The organism is Pedobacter sp. GQ55 (assembly GCF_059758925.1).
In genome coordinates, this window is record NZ_JCAXEI010000003.1 from 315486 (window position 1) to 337451 (window position 21966).

Consider the following 21966-nt stretch of genomic DNA (forward strand, 5'->3'; position numbering starts at 1 on the left):
TTTCTAAACAAACGCAGGTACATCAGATCTTGGATCATTGCCCTGAATTTGATTTCTTCTTATATCCGATATTTCGGTTGGTTTTTTAATTATTTTTTTGTTTAAACCACTTGCTGCATTATACAGCAGGATACTTCCCAGCGCTACTTCTTCTATACCAGTAAATGGATGTTGACGAATATTTCTGATTCCTTTTTGTAAGATATATACACCCGCAATTACAGAGATCAGTCTTTTTCCGGTATTTAAATCTTTCGCTTCGTAACCAGCCAGCGAAGAATTTACCACAGATAGCACGAATCTCTCTTTTATTTTCCCAAACATATTATTCTTAATTTAATTCTATTGACCAAACATTTCTATTGAATGTACATTAATCATACCGAATGAACATTGGACGCATTATTTTTGTTTGATTATTTTCTCTAAAACCATTTTTATCGCCTTGTCTACAACTGCTGCCGGATTTTTACTGAACTGGAAATTAACTCGGCTTGCAAGTATTGCATTTACTGACAGGGCCTTATGGCCTAAAGCTTTTGCCAACGCATAAATTCCTGCGGTTTCCATTTCTAAGTTAGTAATTCTATAGTTACTATACTGAAAATTATTTAATAAATTGATAAAATCAGGCATGGCATTCTTAGCTCTTACCTGCCTGCCTTGTGGCGCATAGAAACCGGGAGCAGTTACGGTGATTCCTTGTTCCATATCACTTCCTATGGTGTTCAGCAGTGTATTGTCGGCTGCTGTAAGGTAGGGAATAATGCCTTTAATATGCGAAAAACGTGATTTAAAGGCATCTAAAATACTATGTTCATCGCCAGATAGTTCATGCATGTAGTACTGCATTAAGGCATCCAGTCCCAGTCCGAAAGAAGAGGCAAGTATAGTCCCCATTGGAATGTCGGGCTGTATCGCACCTGAGGTACCAATGCGAATAATATCTAATGAGGTTAATTCTTTTTTAACTTCCCGCTTTTCAAAATCAATATTTACAAGGGCATCAAGTTCATTAAAAACAATATCGATATTATCTGTTCCAATGCCTGTAGAAATTACGGTGATACGCTTTTTATCTAAATAACCTGTATGGGTTATAAATTCGCGTTTTCCTTTTTTAAGCTCTACGCTATCGAAATGTTTAGAAACTTCTGAAACTCTGTCCGGATCGCCAACTGTAATTACCGTTGGAGCCAAGTCTTCGGGCAGTAGGTTCAGGTGGTAAATGGAACCATCCTGATTAATAATCAGGTCTGCTTCAGATATTTTATTTCCCATATATTCTCAATCTGATCTAATTTACCTAATACTGTATTTAAATGTGCCTTTCTTACCTCAAATTTTATCACGCAAGAGTTATCAAAGTTTTGATCAAGGATATTCAGCTGCTCGTCTTTCATTAAGCGCATTACATCATTCATAGCCAGATAATCGAAGGTGATTTCATAAATATCGTTTACTGTTTTTTCTATAACATCAGCTTCTTTAATTGCTTCTGCAGCAGCTGTTTTATAAGCGTTAATTAAACCTGGAACACCAAGTAGCGTGCCACCGAAATACCTAACTACTACAATAAGGATATTTGTTATATCAGCCGAGAGCATCGTGTTTAAAATAGGTCTGCCGGCTGTGCCTGATGGTTCGCCATCGTCTTGAATTCGGAATATGCTTCTATCAGGACTTAAGCGTAGTGCCCAGCAAAAATGACGGGCTTTTGGATGTTCTGACCGAAGATTCTGAAGGAGGTTTTTTATTTCTTCATCTGAACGGATTGGGTAGGCATAAGCAATAAATTTGCTTCCTTTATCCTTAAAAATCCCTTCGGAAGCGGCGGATATGGTTTTATAGGTGTCATCAAATAGCATAGATCTTAGATAGTGTTATTAAAATAATAGCGGCAAGCGCTAAAAACAGACCCCAGTAGTTCAACTTGTTTAGTTTTTCTTTGAAAACAAATATTCCGATAAGGCTGCCCAGAATAATTACACCCATATTCATACTGGCAAACACGGTTGATGGGTTTTGTGCCATTGCACCATGTGCTTTAAGGTAGAACAGGATATTGAAGAAGTTAAAGAAGCCTAACACGCATCCGCAAAGGAAGTTAACCAGTTCCAGTTTTTGGTTTTTGAATGCCCTGAAGTATAGAATAGCTACAATTGAAATGGTAAAAGCTAAAATGAAGATGATGGTTAATGAAGTAGTATATGGTATTGATTTGATTTGCGCTACCTGCTTAAAAAGGATGTCTATTATTCCAAAACCTACGAACACTATTAGCGGGTAAAACCAGCTGCCTACGGTGCTTCTTTGCTTTGTTTTTTTATATAAGGTGAAAAATATGGCTATAAAGCCTATGGCGAGTCCGCATATTTTAGTGATAGTAAAGTGTTCTTTGAATAGGAAATAGGAGGCCAGGATTGGAATAAATAAGGACAATCTCTGTGCAATGTCTGTTCTGGCAATGCCAATGTTTCTGATTGAACCTGCAAGGAACCAAAATATAAGTGGCAGCAAAATCCCAAGACCAAAATAAATATCGTAATGTGATGTGGAAGCAAGGTCTTTGAAACCGGGTTTAAAAAAGAAAATACTTAAGCCAATAGCAAAGAGGTAATTCCACGTAACTGCCTGAAGGATATTGATTTTATATCTTTTGGCAAACTTTAGTAGTACACCAACAGTAACGCTGCAAAAAATGCTTATTAGCAGGTAAATCATTTGTTTTGATTATTTTGATAGATAGTTAATTTGTCTTTTTTTATGTAATGTTCTTCTGTTATTATTCCATTGATTACAGGAGAGGAAATGCCCTCTTGCCAGGAGGTAGCAGAGGTGAAAACCCTTGCCTCGTCCCATAAATTACTCTGAATAAATTGGTTAAGGATATTTGCCCCGCCTTCAATTATGACAGATTGGATATCCATAAGGTACAGCTGGAAAGCTATTTTTTGTGGCAGGTAGTACTGCATATCTTCCATCTGGATGAAGTGAACATTGTTTTGTACTTCTGTTTTTACTTCATTTATAACGATGGTTTTTGCGCTGTTATTATATAGATGGTTGCTTGCTGGAACCTGCAGATTGCGGTCAATAAGTATCCTTGCCGGGTTTTTGCCGGGCCATTCTCTGGCACTTAATTGTGGATTATCGGCAATTGCGGTTTGCTTTCCAATAAGTATGGCGTCTTCTTCGGTTCGCCATTTATGTACCAACTTTTTTGAAAGCGGACCGCTTATCCATTGCTGTACAGTGTTTTTTGGGGCAAAGTATCCATTTGCTGTTGTAGCCCATTTAAGGATGATGAATGGGCGCTGTTGTTTTATTCTGGTAAAAAAGCGACGGTTAAGGTAGCTGCATTCGTTTTCCAGAATGCCTGTTTCTACTTTAACACCTGCATTTTGTAGCTTTTCTATTCCTTTTCCGTTTACATCTGCAAATGGGTCTGTATTACCGATAACAACCTTTTTTAACCGGTGTTTAACAAGGAGATCTGCACAGGGAGGGGTTTTGCCAAAGTGAGCACAGGGCTCTAAACTTACGTAAGCAGTTGCGTTTGCCAGCAATTCGGCTGCTTTATCTCCATGGGTTTTGAGAACATCGTTTATGGCGTTTACTTCTGCATGGGCTTCGCCGAATTTTTTATGGTATCCTTCGCCAATTATCTGGCCATTACTTACTATTACGCAGCCTACAAGTGGGTTTGGGCTAGCACTTCCGATTCCCATTTTTGCCAATTCAAGGCAGCGCTGCATATATAGTTGGTCTGTCATTACAGCAAAAGTAAGGTATATTGTTCGATTTACTTACTTTTGCATAACATGAATTTAAAGCAATTATTGCGTCATTTTACCAGTGAGTTAATAGCCATTTACGATGAACAGGAAATAATTTCTATTTTCAATATTACTGTAGAGCATGTTTCGGGTTTCAATAGGAGCCAGTTGATGTTAAATGGAGATGCTGAAATAGAAGATGTTAAGTATAATGAGTATTTACAGGCATTGAACAGGTTAAAAACCGGTGAACCTTTGCAGTATGTTATTGGAGATACTGTTTTTTATGGTTTAACTTTTAAAGTTAGTGGCGCTGTGTTGATTCCGCGACCGGAAACAGAAGAGCTGGTTGACTGGATTATTGAAAGATGGGGTTCAGATCAGTTTAAAACGCGTAAGAATGGTAGTATTTTAGATATTGGTACAGGGAGTGGTTGTATCGCCATTTCACTGAAAAAGAATCTGAAGAACTTTAAAGTAAGTGCTATTGATGTTTCTGAGAGTGCTTTGGCAATTGCCAGCGAGAATGCGCTGTTAAACAATGCGGAGGTTAACTTTATTCATGCAGATATTTTGAGCTATAAAAGTGCTGAAAAGTATGATGTGATAGTGAGTAATCCACCCTACATTACAATGGAAGAGCAAAAGGCTATGCATAAAAACGTATTGGAAAACGAGCCTCATTTAGCCCTGTTTGTATCTGATGAAAAGCCATTGATATTTTATGAGGCAATTGCAGAATTTGCACTTAGTAGTTTGAATGATGATGGTCTTTTGTGTTTCGAGATTAATGAATATTTAGGTGAAGAAACAGTACGGATGTTGGCTGGTAAATCATTTGTAAACATAGAGTTAAGAAAAGATATTCAAGGGAAGGATCGAATGATTTTAGCTTCTGGGATGAAACTCCGTAATGATTCCTTTTAGATAATCTCTGTCCAGATGTGTGTAGATTTCGGTGGTGGTGATGCTCGAATGTCCAAGCATTTCCTGCACTGCTCTTAAATCGGCACCGCCTTCTATTAAGTGAGTGGCAAATGAATGCCTGAAGGTGTGGGGACTGATGCTCTTTTTTACTCCCGCTTTTATAGCTAAAGTTTTGATCATTGTAAAAACGGAGATTCTTGATAGCCCGGTTCCGCCACGATTTAGAAAGATATAGTCTTCAAATCCTTTTTTTATGTTAATATGGACCCTGGATTCTTCTATATAGATTTTAATGAATTTTAGGGCAGTGGCTCCAATGGGTACTATACGTTCTTTATTTCCTTTTCCAATTACTTTTATGTACTCGTTTTCGTAATATATATTGGATATTCTGAGGCTGATAAGTTCTGTAACCCTTAATCCGCATCCATAAAGTACTTCAAGTATTGCTTTGCTTCGCATCCCATCTGGTTTGGACGCATCAACGGCGTCAATTAACTGGTTGATTTCGATAATGTTGAGTGTGTCGGGCAGCTTACGTGATAACCTGGGTGATTCTAATAGGGCCGTAGGATCTATAGTAATGATCTGCTCCAATAACAGGAAACTAAAGAACGACTTTAGGCCTGATATTACTCTGGCTTGTGTGCTTGGGAGCATTCCCAGTTCATTTATCCATGTGATAAATAACTTTAAGTCGTTACTGGTAACATCCTTTAAATTAGTGATTTTATTTATAGATTCGAAGTACTGGAACAACTTATCGATGTCGGTAAGATAGGCATCAATAGAGTTGCCGGACAGCGAGCGTTCCAGTTTTAGATAGTCTCTAAACGATTTTAAATAGGGGTTATTAATCACACAAAAATTTTCTGATGTAAGTTTTTAGCTTTAAGTTTGAACTGATGAAGATACAAATTATTAACGGCCCAAATTTAAACCTTTTAGGGGTTAGAGAGCCCGGTATTTATGGAAATTTAAGCTTTGATCAATATATTCCGCAATTGCGTGAAATGTACAGCATCATTGAGATTGATTATTATCAGAGTAATGTTGAGGGTGAGCTTGTAAATAAACTGCATGAGGTTGGGTTTGATTATGATGGTATTGTACTTAATGGTGGCGCTTATACGCATACTTCGGTAGCTATTGCTGATGCAATTGCAGCTATTAAAACTCCTGTAATTGAGGTTCATATCTCAAATATTTATGCAAGAGAGGAGTATAGACATGTTTCGCTTACAGGAAAGAACTGTAGAGGTGTATTAACGGGATTTGGGATGGATGGCTATAGACTGGCAATTGAAAGTCTGCTAAAGGGCTAGTAAGCATGCAGATTAAAACTTGTTTTTTGATGGCCGTTTGTTCGGTCGTAGGTTTTGGCGCTGTTGCACAAACTGATGTTACTGAAAAGGAAATCCTGGGGCATATTTCATTCCTTGCCTCGCCAAAAATGGCAGGCCGTTTCCCCGGAACTAAAGAAAATAAGAAGGTTGTTAGTTATTTGATTAAAGACTTTAAAAGGGCTGGAATTAAGCCTGTTAATGGTAGTTATGTTCAGGAATTTATAGCTAACATAAGGGTTAAAAAAGGGGTAACGGATACCCCAAGAGTTAAAACCCAGAACGTTGTTGGTTTTATTGAAGGTAGTGATCCGGTTTTAAAGCATGAGTATATTGTGCTTGGTGCTCATTACGATCATTTGGGAATGGGTGGGCCTTCGTCTAAAAAGCCTGATACTGTTGGCATACACCTTGGTGCCGATGATAACGCCAGCGGAACGGCTGCGTTACTGGAAATTGCAGAGAAATTGTCAGCCAACAGAAAAGATTTAAAACGCAGTGTGCTTATCATTGCTTTTGGTGCCGAGGAGCAAGGTCTATTGGGATCGAGGTATTTTGTTGAGCATCCATTGATTCCTTTATCTTCTATTAAGCTGATGCTGAATATGGATATGGTGGGCAGAATGAATGCTGAAAAGCAATTATATATGGGCGGGGCTGCTTCTTTTGATGGCGGTATGGATTTAATGAAAAGCCTGGGCCAGCTGGTGGGGATTAACCCGATTGTAATTGCTTATGATGTTGGTGGCTCGGATCATGTATCATTTTATAAAAAGGACATTTCAGTATTGGGTTTTCATACTGGCGGGCATCCTCAATACCATACTCCAGAGGATGATATTGAGCATATCAATATAGCTGGTGAAAAACTGGTTTGCGATTATATTTATAGCGCAATTGTGAGTGTAGCAAGCAGAGAAGGAGGAATATCGTTTGTTCCTGAGAAAAAGGAGTAATATTGTTGCCGCTTGCCGCGCTATTTTTAAAACCGTCTTATATTTAGCTTTTTAACTGACTGAAAAACCTGATTTTCTTTATAAAGTAGGCGTACACAATACTTGATGGATACTGGCCAATGTGTTTTTGAAAGCTGATTTGTTTAGTTGTTCTTTTCTTCGAGTTGGCTGATAGGCTTTTAAGGAAGTGAAAATGCGCTTTGTTAATGGCAAAAGCAAAATCTGTTTTTCCCTGCAGCAGGAAATGAATCCAGGCTACAAAATCAATACACATTCTAATAAATATCCTCGAATAAGCATCGCCTATGGGCAGGTTCTTTTGAAGGATAATCAGATTGTTTCTGAAGTTTAAATACGTTTTATAGGGATTATTAGCACTTAAAGTTCCACCGCCAACATGATATACTTCTGCATCAGCACAGTAAACAACCTTGTAGCCGAGGTTTTTTAAGCGCCAGCAAAGGTCAATTTCTTCCATGTGGGCAAAGAAATCGGGATCCAGACCGCCAACTTCTTTCCATTGCTTGCTTTTTATAAACAGGGCAGCTCCGCTGGCCCAGAATATCTCACTGGAGTCGTTGTACTGACCATGGTCTGATTCAACTGTCTCGAACAGTCTGCCTCTGCAGAATGGAAATCCATGAAGATCAAGGTAACCACCGGCTGCACCGGCATATTCAAACTCTTTTCTGTTTTTTTGCCATTTTATTTTAGGCTGGGCAACGGCAATACTGCTGTCGGTTTGCATCATATCTATAACTGGTTGTATCCAGTTTTGCGGAACTTCTACATCTGAATTTAAAAGCACGTAATATTCAGCATCTACCTGCTCCAGTATTTTACGGTATCCTTCGGCAAATCCGTAATTGGCATCGTTTTGTATGATCCTGATATCAGGGTAGCTGGTACGAACAAATTCAACTGAATTATCAGTAGAAGCATTGTCGCCCACTATTACTTGTAAATTACTGTATTTAGATTGAATTACACCGGGTAAAAATTGCTGAAGCAAAGCCTGCCCATTCCAATTCAAGATCACTACTGCTACACTTGGTTCCATTTATCCTGCGTTTTCTTGTTTATTGTGTTTCCATCGCCTGTGGCTCCATAACCAGTATGCAGGGTTTTCATTGATCATATTTTCAAGGATATTGAAACTCATGTTGGTAATTTGATGTTCGGTAGTTTTACTTGGATCGTTACAAATTGTCTCGCAATCTACCTCATAATAACCATTTTTTATATGTTTCATCTTGAAATAGATTACTGGTCTGTTGGTTTGTAAAGCTATTTTTTCTAACCCAAGTAATACTGGTGTGCGCTGATTGAGGAATGGGAGCCAGTATTGTATTTCATGTCCAACAGGCGTTTGATCGTTTGCAAAACAAAACATAGTGAGCTCAGTCCTGGTAGATGCCAATACTCTAAGTGTCTGTTTCATAGCAATAAATCGGTTGCCAAATCTGGTTCTCATTTTATAGAACCAGCTGTCAAAAAGTTCATTGTTAATTGGCTTAAAGATTACATAGCTCTGTGGGCAAAGCGTCAAACTAAGTGCCAGCATGCCCCATTCCCAATTACAATAATGCCCTGTACATGCTAATATGCTTTGACCATTTTTAACGTGTTGTTCTACTATTTCAAGGTTGTTAAACTTAACGCGTTTTTTGAGTTCTGACTCAGAAATGGAAGCCATTTTTATTGTTTCGAGCACTAATCGTGTAAAGTGCCTGTAATATGCTTTCTCAATTTTAATAATCTCCTCAATGCTCTTTTCAGGAAAGGAATTGACCAGGTTTTGGCGAACAACTTTTTTACGGTAGCCTAGAATATAATATAGCGGATAGTATAGAAGTGCCGCAAAGAAATACAACAAAGAGGTTGGGAGCAGAGACAAAAAGTTCAAAAAAAATATTCCTGTAGAAGAAAAGCTTTTTTTTATCATTAATTTGGCGAATTGAGAATGCAAACATAAATTATCAGATGCAAAGTTCAGCTATATTCCCACTTTTTTATCTTCCACCTATCAGTTATTTTTCTGGTTTAAAAGACTTTGACGGTAACTTTTTGATTGAAAAGGAAGAGCATTTCCCTAAACAGACCTATAGAAACAGAGCTAAAATATACTCGCCAAATGGAAGTTTGGATCTTATTGTGCCGGTTATTAGGGGCAATAAAGTACATACAAAGGTTAAAGACGTTAAAATAAGCAACGATTTTAACTGGCAAAGGCTCCATTGGAAGAGCCTTGAAAGCTGCTACCGCAATTCGGCCTACTTCGAGTTTTATGAGGATGAGTTTGCCCGTTTTTATCATAATAAATTTGAATTTCTGTTTGATTATAACCTTGAGCTGTTGGAATGGTTATTGAAACAGTTAAAAAAGGATGTAAAACTTAATTTTACTTCTGAATATATTGATGATATTGCTCCTGAATTAGACTACAGGACTAATAAAATACATTTTAAAAATGTAGATGATAATACGATATATAAGTCCTATTTTCAGGTTTTTGATGATAGGGAAGGGTTTAAGCCAAATTTAAGTATTGTAGACTTGTTGTTTAACCAGGGACCACAATCCAAATCATATATGTAGTATGACTAAACAAGCAAAACGTAAACATCATAAGCACAAAAAGTATTCGTTGCCGGCAGCAGGATCTAGCCCCGGTGTAATATTCATTGATGAAAATGCATTAAAACCTGTAATTAAGCTTTATAAATACAATGCTGAGCATTATGAGGTTAAAGAGCTTAGTTCTTTAAATAATGTAGCTCAAATTGTTTCTGATAAGAATTTTACGTTTTGGATTGAAATTAAGGGATTTGATTCATTAGCAATGTTCGAAACCTTATCTGCTGATTTTAACGTAAATAAGCTTGTATTAGAGGATATTACCCGTACTTATCAGCGACCAAAGTTTGAAGAATATGGTAGTTACGATTATGCGGTAAGCAGGATGCTTCATTTCGATGAAAATAAAGACCTGGATAATGTTCAGGTGTCATTTTTACTTACAGATAATGCATTGTTTACGCTTCAGGAAAATTATGAGGATTGCCTTGAACCCATAAGATCCAGGTTAAAAGGCGGAAAAGGCAACATCAGGATAGCTGGAAGCAGCTACTTAATGTATGCCCTAATGGATATTATCGTGGATACTTACTTTGTGATTTTAGGTTCATGGGGAGAGGATTTAGATGCTATTGAAGACCGTTTATTTGATAAACCCGATAAAACGGTGATGTTCGATACGCAGATGATTAAAAGAAATCTGATTGGAATTCGCAGGGTAGTTTGGCCGGAAAGGGATAAATTAAATGATATTCTGAGAAGCGATAGTCCTTTAGTTAGCGAGCAAACAAAGCTCTATATTAAAGATGCGTATGATCATTGCATCCAGATTATTGATGTCGTGGAGTCTTTAAAGGAGATATCTATCAGTAATTTGGATATGTACTTATCAATGATCAGCAACAGAATGAATGAGATTATGAAGGTGCTTACCATTATCTCATCCATTTTTATTCCTTTGACATTTATTGCAGGTATATACGGAATGAATTTTGCTATCCAGGACCCACTTACAGGGAAAATTTTGCCTAAAAATATGCCTGAGCTATATGCTGCCCATGGGTATTTATACACAATGATAGGTATGGGGCTTATTGCGGTAGCACAAATCATATATTTCTGGCGTAAAGGATGGTTTAAATAGGACTGATTATTCTTACCTTAGCGGCTTATGCAATCTTTCGATCTAGACAAAACAGACGTATCTAAGATTAAGGCTGCTTTAGGCGGTAGTGATGAGGAACTAAAGGTTATTCTCGAAGAATATCACGCGTCTGAAATTGCGATCTTATTTGAAAGTTTAGCTAAAGAAGATAAGCAACGTATTATCAATCTGTTGTCCGTAGAGATTGCTTCTGAAGTCATCTCAGAGATGCATGAGGAGTCGCATCCCGAAGAACTGTTACTTCAGCTTCATCCCGATAAGCGGACAGAGATTGTTGAGGAGTTGGATTATGATGATGCTACAGACATCATATCTCAACTTGAGGAACACGAGCAGAAAGAAATTCTTGGAGATCTGAGTGAAGATGATGCCTCGAGCATTCGTAACTTGTTAAGTTACCACCAAGAAACTGCGGGTGGTTTGATGAACACGGAGTTTATCCGTATAAATCTAAACCTAACCAAAAAAGATGCTATTGACGAAATTATCCGCCAAAGCGAAGAGATTGAAGAGTTTTATACTGTTTATGTAATAGACGATGAAAATACTTTTCAGGGCATTGTTTCCTTAAAGGACATCATTAAAGCCAAGGGAAATGTAAAAATCACTGAGCTTGTTAAAGCTGAGGTTGCCTGGGTGCATCCGGATACAGATCAGGAAGAGGTTGCCAGGCTTATTTCTCAATACAACATTACCAGTATTCCGGTTTTAGATAACGATATGAAATTGCTTGGACGTGTAACGTTTGACGATGTTATTGATGTTCTGGAGGACGAGAATACTGAGGATATCTTAAAAATATCAGGGGTATCGGAGGACGAGGAACTAAGCGGTAACTGGATTGAGGCTGTCAAATCGCGTTTGCCATGGCTAATATTAAACCTCGGAACGGCATTCCTTGCATCGGGGGTTATCCGTCATTTTGAGCCTACTATTAAGCTGATTGATGTATTGCCTGCTTACATGACAATTATTGCCGGAATGGGCGGTAATGCCGCTACTCAGGCACTTGCGGTAACGGTAAGAAGGATTTCATTATATGACCTTACCGATAATCAGGCATACAGAACAGTATTGAAAGAGGTTACTGTAGGTCTTATTAATGGTGCCGTAACAGGCTTAATTGTATTTTTATTTGCCGTATTCTTTGATTCTAATCCAATGCTTGGGTTGGTGATTTTTCTGGCTATGACAGGTAATTTGTTAATCGCCGGGATTACCGGAGCGGGTATTCCATTAATTTTAAAGCGGGTTGGAATTGATCCGGCCATTGCTTCTTCAATAATTATTACAACATTTACAGATGTTTTCGGATTTTTGCTGCTGCTGGGTTTAGCAAGCAAGCTTTTACTTTAATTCTATTATTCATTATTATATGCAACCAACAAAACACAACTGGACAAAAGAAGAAATATCAGTCATATATCATAAGCCATTTTTGGATCTCGTTTACGAAGCAGCAACGATACACCGCGAGAATAAGGACTACGCAGAAGTACAGGTAAGTTCATTGATCTCGATAAAAACAGGTGGTTGTGCCGAAGATTGCTCTTATTGCCCGCAGGCAGCTCGTTACCATACTGATCTGGAAGTTCAGCCGCTAATGCAGGTGAGTCAGGTAGTAAGCGCAGCTGTAAAGGCCAAAGAAGGCGGCGCATCTCGTTTATGCATGGGTGCGGCATGGCGTGAAGTGCGTGATAACCGTGACTTTGACCGTGTAATTGAAATGGTGAAGGCCGTAAACGATATGGATATGGAGGTTTGCTGTACATTAGGTATGCTTACTGAAAATCAAGCTCAACGACTTGCTGATGCAGGTTTATATGCTTATAACCATAATATTGACACTTCAGAGGATGATTACAAACGTATTATCTCGACCCGTACTTACGATGATCGTTTGAATACGATAAAAAATGTGCGTAAAGCAAAATTAACGGTATGCAGCGGTGGTATTATCGGATTGGGGGAAACTGTTGAAGACAGGGTGTCTATGCTGCAGACCTTAGCAAATATGGCTGTCCACCCGGAATCGGTTCCGGTAAATGCATTGGTTCCTGTGAAAGGAACGCCATTAGAATCACAACCACGTGTTCCAATTTGGGATATGGTTAGAATGATTGCTACCGCACGTATTGTAATGCCAAATTCGGTAGTGCGTCTATCCGCAGGTAGAAATGAAATGAGCACGCTGGAGCAGGCATTTTGCTTTATGGCAGGAGCAAGCTCTATTTTTGCTGGCGATAAATTACTGACTACACCAAACCCGGCGTTTGTTGACGACATGGCGATGTTTGAGCTGTTGGGCTTAAAGACCAGAGATGCTTTTAAAAATGGAAGACCTGCGAATACACTTGCAGACAAACAGACTGAAGCAGCAGTTTAGTAAGTAGAGGAATTTTACATAAAAAGAGACCCGGGGTATTACGTCTGGGTCTCTTTTTATGTTGTAAGGGCCCTACAAAGCTGTAACCCTTGTTTCAATATTGCCTTTGGTAGCTTTAGAATAAGGGCACGCCCTGTGTGCTTTTTCTGCAAGGTGCTGAGCTTCTTCAGTAGTTATCCCTGGAATATGTACATCCAGATCTGCTGATAAAACAAAAGCGTTTCCATCTTTATTAAAAGACACCTGCACATCTACAGTTGCTTCGGAGGTATCAACACCATCATGTTGCGCAATTGAGCCAAGTGCGCCTAAATAACAAGCTCCCCAGGCAGCAGCAAAAAGTTGCTCTGGATTTGTAGCACCACCTTGTCCGCCCAGCTCTCTTGGTTTTCTTAAATCGAATTCTATTATTCCGTCACTAGATTTGATATGTCCATCGCGACCACCTGTAGCAGTCACCGATGCAGTATACAGTTTTTCCATGTTTTTCATTTTACAACGAAATTATAACAACACCAGCAGAGTTAAAGTTTTATAATTTAATTTTTTCTGATAGTTTATAAATATCGTACGCTACCTTTTGGATCATGTCAAACTGCTCTGCAATGATAACCTCATCACTTTGCTCATCATCGTTAACATTCATATTTCTTCTGATTAATGGAACGTTATTAACCACCCCTGTATTTTTGAATAGATTCTCAGAAGCTAGGTTTAGCAGATAAACTGTGTTTTGTGTAATAGGATTTAGCTCTTCAAAATTTGAAAAAACAAAAGAATGGTCCTTATTATACAAAGATAATGTGGCTACATAAGATGATAGGAGGTGATTTAGAGCTGTAAACTGGTGTAACTCCTTCATCATGATCTGCTTACTTTTTGGCTCAGAAAACATCCGCTGAAATAGTGAGGCCAGATTTGCCGTGGTTACATAAACTTCCTTTCTGGCCACCTTATAGTTGGTTAGGTCTGTAACCTGCTCTGAATAAAACACCTTAACCTGTTCAAAGTATTTTATGTTAGCCGTTAGCGTGTCTATCATGGCCTCCTTGAGCTTTTCATACTCCCAGTTAGGAAACAATGAATAGCTGGCCAGCATAGCTATACCAGATCCTATTAATGTATCATAGATTCTTTCGCGGGCCAAGGAAAGACCCCCAAGACCAAGGAAATCAAACAATACTAATATATAGGGCGTCATGAACAGCACGCTTACCACATAATTTTTGCGCTGAAAGCTGTAACAGCCAATCATACATATCAGTAATATCACAAACAGGGTATTTTTATCGTCAATGTATACCAATATCCCCATACCAACGAAAGCACCAATTACTGTACCTATCAGACGCTCTATATTTCTTTTTTTTGCTAAACTAAAGCCCGGTTTAGAGATTACAAGTATGGTTAAAAGTATCCAATAGCTATGAGAGAAACTTAGTGATTTTGCAACAATAAAGCCAATGAGCATTACAATGGCAACGCGTAATGAATGCCTGAAAGTTGAAGAGTTAAAAGTTATGTTTTCAAGTAACAGCTTAAAATCGATGTTTTGCCTTGTAACGAATCTTTCTACCTCAATTTTACGTGGTTTCAGGTTCTTTTTCTCGCTTTTATTGAAATATCCATTGATGGTTTTAATTCTGGATAAGATATTTTCTATGTTTACTTCGATATTCTTTAAGGCAATGATACCTAGTGTATTGTACTTGTTCTCTGTGTTATTAACTTCAAGTGCAGTAATTTCATTTTTTAGCTTAGCAACGTCCTCAATTAGTGAGGTAGGTAGGCTAGGGGTACTTCCTGTTTTTAAGGAGAAGGCAATATCATCCAGCTCATCTGCTATTTTTATAATTACGGATTCGTAATGTATCAAAATTCCTGAAGCATCGAATTGTTCGTGAAGTTGTTTGTAATTGTAATAGGTAGACATTACTTGCTCGAACAGATCGACCATATCAACAAAAACCAATAGGAGGAACCTGCCTTCAGGAGTTGTTTCTCTAACTATTTCTCTAGTTTTAAATAAAACTTCTCTAACAGCGTCTTGTTTTTCATGAACAGTGACTTGCAATTGAAGTAAATCAGCATAATTATCGTCGTAATCAGTATTTTGACGATAAAATTTCGCTTTAGCCCTTAAAAATTCACTAACAGAGTGGATTGAGTCGCTAAGGGTTTGTTGAACAATTCTATATGGTCTTAATCTGTAAAAAAAATAGCTGAGAAGTGTATACCAAATGCTACCGGCAAAGATAAGTAGAGCAGAAAACAAAACTTCAGTCCACGGTCTGATATCGTCAATACTCAGTACCATGACCAATAATGCAGCAGTTCCAATTGAAGCAGCTCTTAAGCCGTAAAGAAAGAACATGGAGAACACGAAGCTGAAGGCAGCGATAACAATTCCTGTGAAATAAATATTACTGTTGGTAAGCCCGACAATTATGAATATTAATGTAATTAAAACTGTGGTGATTAACATGGCATTTCTGCGATGTATAATTGGGCCAGGAGAATCGACAACACTGGCACATAAAGCTCCCAGAGATAAAGTCATACCATATTGAAGCATTCCAAACTGAGCTAAAATTAAGGAAGGACAAAGTACGCCGAAGGTAATTCTCAGGCCGTCAGCAAAGTAAGTGCTAAGCAGGAAATCATGAATACTTCTAATGGGACGATCAAACATATTGCAAATTTAGCAGATCAAACACCAATAATTTGACAATTTTTAAAACTACGTATCAGTAAAATCACTTATTGCAAAATAATAAAATGTGGTGTCCAAAACAAATTGTGATTCCCAAAAAAACGATAAAATAGCAGAAAAAGTCGTTAATACCTTAGAAAACAGATAGAATCCAATTTTTCTGTCCAAAACAAAAAGTGATTATTCTGATATTCAAAATGTTAATTAAACAAATGATGACTCTTTTTAGTGCATGCTAATCTATTAAGAGCGGTTCTATTATTTTAAATACTCCATATGCGAGTAACTAATGATTCTGGTTGCTTCCCATTTTTTATCTTTTAAGCGCCAAAGTGTAATAAATTTTGCTTCACTGCTTAGCACTTCCTTTTGGTCTTTTTCTGCTGCATAAAAACGATGGATACCTGTTTCTACTGCGCCATAGTTCTTAATTGGACTTACGTCAACGCTTCCGGGAACCAATTCACGCCTTACTTTTCTTTCACTTTTAAATGTTTGTTGAAAGGATTCCATATTTTGTTTATAATTAGTTAATCCACCCTGGTCATGGTAGAATTCTATATCTTTTGAAAATATGCTGCTTAAAGCGTCCAGATTACGGCTATTGAATGCGCCAAACATCACGCTGTCTAAATGAAGAACCGCGTCATATAGTTTTTTAGCATCAGCCTTTGCTTGGTCTTCCTGGGCCTTTGTGTTTCGTGAAACAAAACAAACTGATACCAATAATGTTATCTTCAATGAATTGGAGAATGTTGTTTTCATATTTTATAGCGTATAGCGTTAATTTTTTCACCTTAAATGTTCATTTAGCGTCCATTTAAACGATTATTTATTTACAACAACATCATTTATAATAATTTCTTCACCCACTTTTTAGTCTATAAAAGAGTAATTTTCTGAGATACCAGATTTTCACTCTATCAAAAAAAAGAGGGAATAGTGATAATATACAAAGATATAACCCAACTGACCTGCGGAATCGTGAAAAAGTATTTCGGCACACCGGGATGCTAATGCTGTGTGGGTTCTCTTCGAAAATTAAACCTTTAATTGGGCAAAAATGTCTAAACTGATAAACCGACCATTCTTAATCTCACAATCTTTCATAGTTCCTTCATATTTGAAATTCGAATTAGCCAGGGCTTTTTTACTATTTATATTCTCGCTTTCCACAAACCCTTCAATTCTATGAAGACCTAAATTTTCGTAGCCGTATTTGCAAACCAACGGTATTGTTTCCGAAATGATTCCTTGTCCCCAGAAATATTTTAGCAGCCAAAATCCAATTTCACCCTTTCTATGTTGTTTGCTTATATTATTTAACCCTCCAGCACCAAAAAATATCTGGTTATCCAACGAGCAAATTGCCCACCATTTTCCAGTTTTGCTGGTCTCAAGATTTTCAAAAAACAGCATTTGTTCCCTAACTGACTCTAACGTTTGGTAGCTTATCCCATAGTATTTTATTACGTCGGGATCTGAAAGTCCTTTAAAAACATTCTCAAGGTCATTTGCATCGAAAGACCTTAACAAAAGTCTTTTCGTTTTTATTTCCGAATACTCTAATTCAACCATTTCCCTTAACTAAGAACCTAAAATAAACTATTTAAAATAAAGTCGGTATTATTATTAATAAACGATAAATTTGCGTTACACAAAAACGAAGGCTTAATTTTTAATGGATCTTAACCAATTAATTGCAACTATAATTTTCTTGTCATTCTGCAAGTCATTGAATTTATCCGGACTAGAAATCGAAATGTCGGGTTCCAGTGCTTTAGTGTAAGTCTTTCCTTTTCGGTCTTTTGCATATCCAACTGATAAATTCATAAACGCTTCATTGTTTATTTTAAACCCATCGTTGACCGTTACATAACCAGCGGTGGTATCCCCCAGGATAATAGTGTTCCGTCTACCCTTAAAGGCCATAATTAAAAATTCTCCTGAACTCCCCGTTGCATTGCTAGTCAATATAACTATCGGCAAACTTGCAGCATCAGTCGAACATTTAGGGATTATGCTAGCCAATTTCGCTGTATCGACATAGAAGTTATGATCTTTTAATAACCATTTAGACTCAATTTTCGTTTGAAATGAGCCTATGTGTTCTCGTTGTAATAGTTGCTCCAGTCCTAAAATCATAGGATACATTGCTCCTCCTCCGTTGGTTCTAAGGTCAACAATAATCCCTTTTATGTTATTCGTCAATAGGAAACAAAGGCTATCATTAAGGCTTTGCCCAAGTGAATCAAACTTGCTTTTGGATCCACCTGGCATTGAAGGCACTCTTAAATAGCCAATATTATCTCTTAGTATTTTAGTCTTTATGCCAGATCTTTTTTTCCATTCATTTCTAATACTATCAGAAATAATCGATTCATTTCTATTATACTTAAAAATACTGTCACGATAAAAGAAGGCACCGTGGAAATCATTAACAGACCTATACAAGTATCTCATGACATTACCGAGTTCATATGGACTTGATAGATTAGTTGCTTTTAGTAAAACATTCTCCTTAAGTACTGCCCAATTAACCCTATTTGAATTTACAGAATTGTTTTTCATGATTGAAATAGTACTATCAATCAAAAATTGGATTTCTTTATTTTTAAGTTCTTGAGATGAGGCTGAAAGATGGCTTAGACCCAATATAATACCGATATACAAAAAGATTTTTTGTGTCATGCTTATATTATTGAGGTTATAGGTTTGCAAGATAGATAATAGACCACCAATCATGGAATTAGTTACAATAAAACGAACGATTGCATTACGTATATTTGGGAATAGCATGCAATTAAAATGACAGCCATTGTTCACATTTCAAAACAGCCTCATGACAAATAAAACCATCGGGCTTTTTTTTCTCATTAATTTTTTTGTTATTTCAATTTTTGCTCAACAGACTGATATATCAAATACTGCTAAAAAAAACAAAACAACAACTCATTTATATAGTGAAATTCTTTCGGCAGACAGTAGCATTATTTAATGCATTCAATAACTGTGATACGTTGTCCTATAGAAAATACTTTACTGACGATCTTGAGTTTTATCATGACAAAGGAGGGTTGACTGTTTCACTTAAAAGTGAGTTACAATCATTCACGGAAAATTGTGCAACAGACTTACACCTAAGACGGGAACTTGTGAAAAGTAGTTTGGAAGTTTATCCAATTAAAGATTATGGTGCAATTGAAATAGCGATGCATCGTTTTTATCATAAAAATAAAGAAGGGATAGAAAGGCTTGGTGGGACATATAAATTCATACATGTTTGGCAGAAGAAAAATGGTATGTGGAAAATATCAAGAGTGATTAGTTACGGACATGGCAATTAAAACACTGATAAATTTACTCCGATTTACGGCACACACAAAATTGGCTGTAACTCATGTTTTATTAACTTGTTTTTTTCGGCCTAAAATGGTACATAATCTAGCCCATAACTCATTTGAAAGATTCCGATATCCTTCGTGATTTGGAAGATAAATCAATGCCCGATGATGAGTAAGGTCGGATGGTATATCATTCATTGATTGCGCAATAGGTATAACAGTTTTTCCCAAAGTATGTGCTATGCCTGTTTCGTACATCACATTTGGATTTCTGGTAGAAAAATCTACTACGGTCACAAATTGTTTTATTAACACGTCATAATTTGTTTTAGACAGAACAAAAAAACTGATAGAACGCGCTTACAAATAGTATTATATATAAGTCACATAATTAATATTATGTTAAGTAATAAATTACACATCTCTCCTTTTGGAGATGTTATTCTAATCATTACTTTAAAACTCTTCTAATTTGGATTTAAGTTCTTGAACTTTATCCAGCTTGTTCTTACGTGTATAAATTTCTATTAACAGCTGGACCGTGGGTTTATCGTTCTGATTGATCTCATGAGCTTGCAATAATGCAACTTCAGCTCTGTTAATGAATGATGTGAATTTCTGATTTTTATCTGCACTAGCTGATTTTAATGCTTCGTTAGCAGATTGTATGTAAGCAACGCCTAATTGGTACAGGGCGTCAAAATAATTCTCGTCGATAACTAACGCTTTATTATAAGCCAATTCTGCTGTGCCTAAGCCAGAATTATTTTGGTATAGGTATCCATATAGGAAATAAAGTAATTTGTTAGCTGTGTCGGTCTTAAGTGTATTCTCAATCACTTTTATTGCTTCAGCATATTTTTCGTTATCAAGTAATAAGTTGATGTAATTGTTGGTTAAGTTAACATCTCCGGTGTTTACTCTGATTCCATCTTCAAGTGTTTTAATTGCCTGATCGGTTTCAAATTTTGAAGTATATATATTGGCAAGGTTCTGAAATATCGCGGGATTTCTCGCTCCGTTTTCTTTTGCCCTTTTAAAATATTCAAGTGCGTTGTCGAAACCTCTAATATTTTGAGCAGCCAAAGCTGTATTAACGGCTAAAGTAGTATCCTTTGGGAAAAAATCACTTACTTCTTTTAATAAGCTAAAGGCCGTTGTGAAGTCATTCTTTGCGAAAGCTGCATTTGCTTTTTCCTGCTTTTTGATATTAATATTGTATATAGATGCCTCTATTAAGTGGGTATTTGTTTGAAATTTATCTAATCTTTTAGCTGAATCTATTGCTTCTATGGCTAAACCATAATATTTATCTGAATTGCCCTCGTTTGGATCTGTAATAGCTACATATGAGCTTAGGTAAGCTTTAATTGCCCAAGTCTCAGGCCATTTCTTTGTTTTCTTATCATTCTGCGCAGCTTCACTTGCTTTTATCCCTTCCCCTATTATTCCCAATTGTGCATTAGCATCTTGCTTATTGTTTATAGCCATTTGCAATTTACCTACGCTATTTCTTGCTATTAGAAGTTGACTTTTTTGAGAAAAAGCCACATTACAAGTGGTTACAACTAAAAATATAGTACCAATAAAAGATATCTTACTCATAATACAAACTTAAAAAAAAAGAGGGATAAATCTATCCCTCTTTTCATTTTCAAAAATTTTGAATGTGCTTATTTTAATTCAGCCAATCTTTTCTTAATGGCTTCGTAGTTAACATTATCATTTTTAAAAGCATATATAATAGCTAAGTTTTCCAAAGTATTTACATGTTTTGGATCTATATCAAGTGCTGCTTTGTAGTAAGGAATCGCCTGATCTATGAATTTAGTCATTTTAGTACCCAGCTCACTAAATTCCTTAGTTTTCTTAGGATCTAAAGCATTTCTTTGAGTTTGTATAGCGAGTGCTTGTTTATAGTAAGTGTCACCTAACAACGATTGGTAGTTTGCGTTTTTAGGCTCTTTTGCCACCAATTTACCAAGCATTTCCTGTGATTTAGCAATATCTCCTCTTTTTAAATAAATATCAGTTTCTACACCGATAAAATAAGGATCATCAGGATATTTAGCAGATGCTTCTTTTAATATAGTTAAACCTGCAACGCTATCCTTTATATCATCAAAAGTAGTTTTGATGATATCATTATAAAGCATTTTAGAATCTTTATAGTTCAACTCAATAGCTTTTTTAAAGTTTCTAACTACTTCAGGGTAGTTTTTTGCTTCTTTAGCCACAACACCAGCATTGATAAACATAGCTGTATCGTTAGGGTTTTTAGCAGTTACTTCATTAAATGCTGCTAAAGCTCCAGCGAAATCTTTCTTTTGGTAAGCGTAGATTCCCCTGTTTCTCATTGCATCCTGAATGGTTAATCTGGCATTTTCAATATTTTCTTTTTCATTGCCTTTAGTATCTAATGCTTTTGCTTTTTCTACCGCTTCTTCAGCAATTTTTTGATTTGCAGATGAATTAGCAGCGTCTAATGAATCTACCAACGCAATTCTTGAAGAAAATAATGCTCTGTATGACCAAGATTCAACCAGGTCTTTTGATTTCTCATGAGCAATTGCTTTATCTGTATGTGCCAACCCTTCATTAAGAGTTTTTAAATTTTCAGCCAAAGTTTTGTCTTTGTTTAAAGACAAAAGTGCCCATTGTTTTTTAGCAGCTTCAATTTCACTCTTTTGTGCATTAGCAAGTGTGGCAACACCTACAAATAATAAACTAAAAAGTATCTTTTTCATTTTATTTAATATATGTTCAACAATTATGG

General features: G+C 36.7%; 23 protein-coding genes. 8 read left to right on the plus strand and 15 right to left on the minus strand.

The genetic code is table 11. The annotated features are described in order from the left end of the window. Positions 1-3 precede the first annotated feature (3 nt). The 5 genes from AC6CH7_RS10185 to ribD all read right to left on the minus strand — a co-directional run bounded on the left by AC6CH7_RS10185 (position 4) and on the right by ribD (position 3776). Positions 4-324, minus strand: a complete 321-nt coding sequence (locus tag AC6CH7_RS10185; protein WP_294877500.1) for a hypothetical protein — start codon at positions 322-324, stop codon at positions 4-6. 78 nt (positions 325-402) lie between these two features. After that, positions 403-1281 carry a nucleoside phosphorylase gene (locus tag AC6CH7_RS10190; RefSeq protein ID WP_498262592.1) on the minus strand — a complete coding sequence of 293 codons (879 nt, stop codon included), beginning with the start codon at positions 1279-1281 and terminating at the stop codon, positions 403-405. Beyond that, positions 1251-1868 (minus strand): IMPACT family protein, encoded by a 618-nt coding sequence (locus AC6CH7_RS10195; protein ID WP_498262593.1) that lies wholly within the window; start codon positions 1866-1868, stop codon positions 1251-1253. Before AC6CH7_RS10195 ends, AC6CH7_RS10190 begins: the two co-directional genes overlap by 31 nt. Then, positions 1858-2724, minus strand: a complete 867-nt coding sequence (locus AC6CH7_RS10200; protein WP_498262594.1) for an EamA family transporter — start codon at positions 2722-2724, stop codon at positions 1858-1860. The genes AC6CH7_RS10195 and AC6CH7_RS10200 overlap by 11 nt, the downstream gene beginning before the upstream one ends. Beyond that, positions 2721-3776: a bifunctional diaminohydroxyphosphoribosylaminopyrimidine deaminase/5-amino-6-(5-phosphoribosylamino)uracil reductase RibD gene (gene ribD, locus AC6CH7_RS10205; RefSeq protein WP_498262595.1), complete on the minus strand. Its 1056-nt coding sequence runs from the start codon at positions 3774-3776 to the stop codon at positions 2721-2723. Before ribD ends, AC6CH7_RS10200 begins: the two co-directional genes overlap by 4 nt. Before the next feature lie 48 nt (positions 3777-3824). Here ribD and prmC point away from each other — a divergent pair, with 48 nt between their 5' ends. After that, positions 3825-4706 carry a peptide chain release factor N(5)-glutamine methyltransferase gene (gene prmC, locus AC6CH7_RS10210; RefSeq protein ID WP_498262596.1) on the plus strand — a complete coding sequence of 294 codons (882 nt, stop codon included), beginning with the start codon at positions 3825-3827 and terminating at the stop codon, positions 4704-4706. Here prmC and xerD read toward each other — a convergent pair. After that, on the minus strand, positions 4668-5567 hold the full coding sequence (xerD, locus tag AC6CH7_RS10215) for a site-specific tyrosine recombinase XerD (RefSeq protein WP_498262597.1): 900 nt from the start codon (positions 5565-5567) through the stop codon (positions 4668-4670). The two genes, prmC and xerD, sit on opposite strands and share 39 nt — an antisense overlap. Positions 5568-5611: 44 nt before the next feature. Between xerD and aroQ the strand changes: the two genes are divergently transcribed. Both aroQ and AC6CH7_RS10225 read left to right on the plus strand, forming a co-directional pair. After that, a complete protein-coding gene (gene aroQ / locus AC6CH7_RS10220; RefSeq protein ID WP_172662978.1) occupies positions 5612-6031 on the plus strand; it encodes a type II 3-dehydroquinate dehydratase in 420 nt (139 codons plus the stop codon). A 29-nt stretch (positions 6032-6060) separates the two neighbouring features. Then, positions 6061-7005, plus strand: a complete 945-nt coding sequence (locus tag AC6CH7_RS10225; RefSeq protein WP_498262598.1) for a M20/M25/M40 family metallo-hydrolase — start codon at positions 6061-6063, stop codon at positions 7003-7005. A gap of 43 nt (positions 7006-7048) precedes the next feature. On the opposite strand, the gene AC6CH7_RS10230 is transcribed toward AC6CH7_RS10225, so the two are convergent. Together AC6CH7_RS10230 and AC6CH7_RS10235 are read right to left on the minus strand one after the other, a co-directional pair. Then, entirely contained in the window at positions 7049-8065 is a 1017-nt protein-coding gene (locus tag AC6CH7_RS10230; protein WP_498262599.1) for a glycosyltransferase family 2 protein, read from the minus strand. Next, positions 8066-8950, minus strand: coding sequence for a lysophospholipid acyltransferase family protein (locus AC6CH7_RS10235; RefSeq protein ID WP_498262600.1), 885 nt, complete (start codon positions 8948-8950; stop codon positions 8066-8068). Positions 8951-8988: 38 nt separating this feature from the next. Here AC6CH7_RS10235 and AC6CH7_RS10240 point away from each other — a divergent pair, with 38 nt between their 5' ends. The 4 genes from AC6CH7_RS10240 to bioB are packed head-to-tail and all read left to right on the plus strand — an operon-like array spanning position 8989 to position 13133. Beyond that, entirely contained in the window at positions 8989-9603 is a 615-nt protein-coding gene (locus AC6CH7_RS10240; protein ID WP_498262601.1) for a WbqC family protein, read from the plus strand. Between the two features lies 1 nt (position 9604). Next, positions 9605-10726 carry a magnesium/cobalt transporter CorA gene (gene corA / locus AC6CH7_RS10245; RefSeq protein WP_498262602.1) on the plus strand — a complete coding sequence of 374 codons (1122 nt, stop codon included), beginning with the start codon at positions 9605-9607 and terminating at the stop codon, positions 10724-10726. Positions 10727-10753: 27 nt separating this feature from the next. After that, the gene (mgtE, locus tag AC6CH7_RS10250) at positions 10754-12103 is read left to right on the plus strand and encodes a magnesium transporter (protein WP_498262603.1); all 1350 of its coding nucleotides are present in this window, start codon (positions 10754-10756) and stop codon (positions 12101-12103) included. 19 nt (positions 12104-12122) lie between these two features. Next, the gene (bioB, locus tag AC6CH7_RS10255; protein WP_498262604.1) at positions 12123-13133 is read left to right on the plus strand and encodes a biotin synthase BioB; all 1011 of its coding nucleotides are present in this window, start codon (positions 12123-12125) and stop codon (positions 13131-13133) included. A 72-nt stretch (positions 13134-13205) separates the two neighbouring features. Here bioB and AC6CH7_RS10260 read toward each other — a convergent pair whose 3' ends face one another. From AC6CH7_RS10260 to AC6CH7_RS10280, 5 genes are all read right to left on the minus strand, one after another. Then, positions 13206-13616 carry an organic hydroperoxide resistance protein gene (locus tag AC6CH7_RS10260; RefSeq protein ID WP_498262605.1) on the minus strand — a complete coding sequence of 137 codons (411 nt, stop codon included), beginning with the start codon at positions 13614-13616 and terminating at the stop codon, positions 13206-13208. A gap of 49 nt (positions 13617-13665) precedes the next feature. Continuing rightward, positions 13666-15825 (minus strand): FUSC family protein, encoded by a 2160-nt coding sequence (locus tag AC6CH7_RS10265; RefSeq protein ID WP_498262606.1) that lies wholly within the window; start codon positions 15823-15825, stop codon positions 13666-13668. Positions 15826-16104: 279 nt separating this feature from the next. Continuing rightward, positions 16105-16611: a nuclear transport factor 2 family protein gene (locus AC6CH7_RS10270; RefSeq protein WP_498262607.1), complete on the minus strand. Its 507-nt coding sequence runs from the start codon at positions 16609-16611 to the stop codon at positions 16105-16107. Between the two features lie 276 nt (positions 16612-16887). Continuing rightward, positions 16888-17424, minus strand: a complete 537-nt coding sequence (locus tag AC6CH7_RS10275; protein ID WP_498262608.1) for a GNAT family N-acetyltransferase — start codon at positions 17422-17424, stop codon at positions 16888-16890. 93 nt (positions 17425-17517) lie between these two features. After that, a complete protein-coding gene (locus tag AC6CH7_RS10280; RefSeq protein ID WP_498262609.1) occupies positions 17518-18537 on the minus strand; it encodes a S41 family peptidase in 1020 nt (339 codons plus the stop codon). Between the two features lie 272 nt (positions 18538-18809). On the opposite strand from AC6CH7_RS10280, the gene AC6CH7_RS10285 reads away from it, so the two are divergent. Next, on the plus strand, positions 18810-19193 hold the full coding sequence (locus AC6CH7_RS10285; RefSeq protein ID WP_498263094.1) for a nuclear transport factor 2 family protein: 384 nt from the start codon (positions 18810-18812) through the stop codon (positions 19191-19193). A 453-nt stretch (positions 19194-19646) separates the two neighbouring features. Here the strand turns inward: AC6CH7_RS10285 and AC6CH7_RS10290 are convergent, their stop codons facing one another. Together AC6CH7_RS10290 and AC6CH7_RS10295 are read right to left on the minus strand one after the other, a co-directional pair. Further along, a complete protein-coding gene (locus AC6CH7_RS10290) occupies positions 19647-20795 on the minus strand; it encodes a tetratricopeptide repeat protein (protein WP_498262610.1) in 1149 nt (382 codons plus the stop codon). A 68-nt stretch (positions 20796-20863) separates the two neighbouring features. Beyond that, positions 20864-21937: a tetratricopeptide repeat protein gene (locus AC6CH7_RS10295; protein ID WP_498262611.1), complete on the minus strand. Its 1074-nt coding sequence runs from the start codon at positions 21935-21937 to the stop codon at positions 20864-20866. Between the last annotated feature and the right edge of the window lie 29 nt (positions 21938-21966).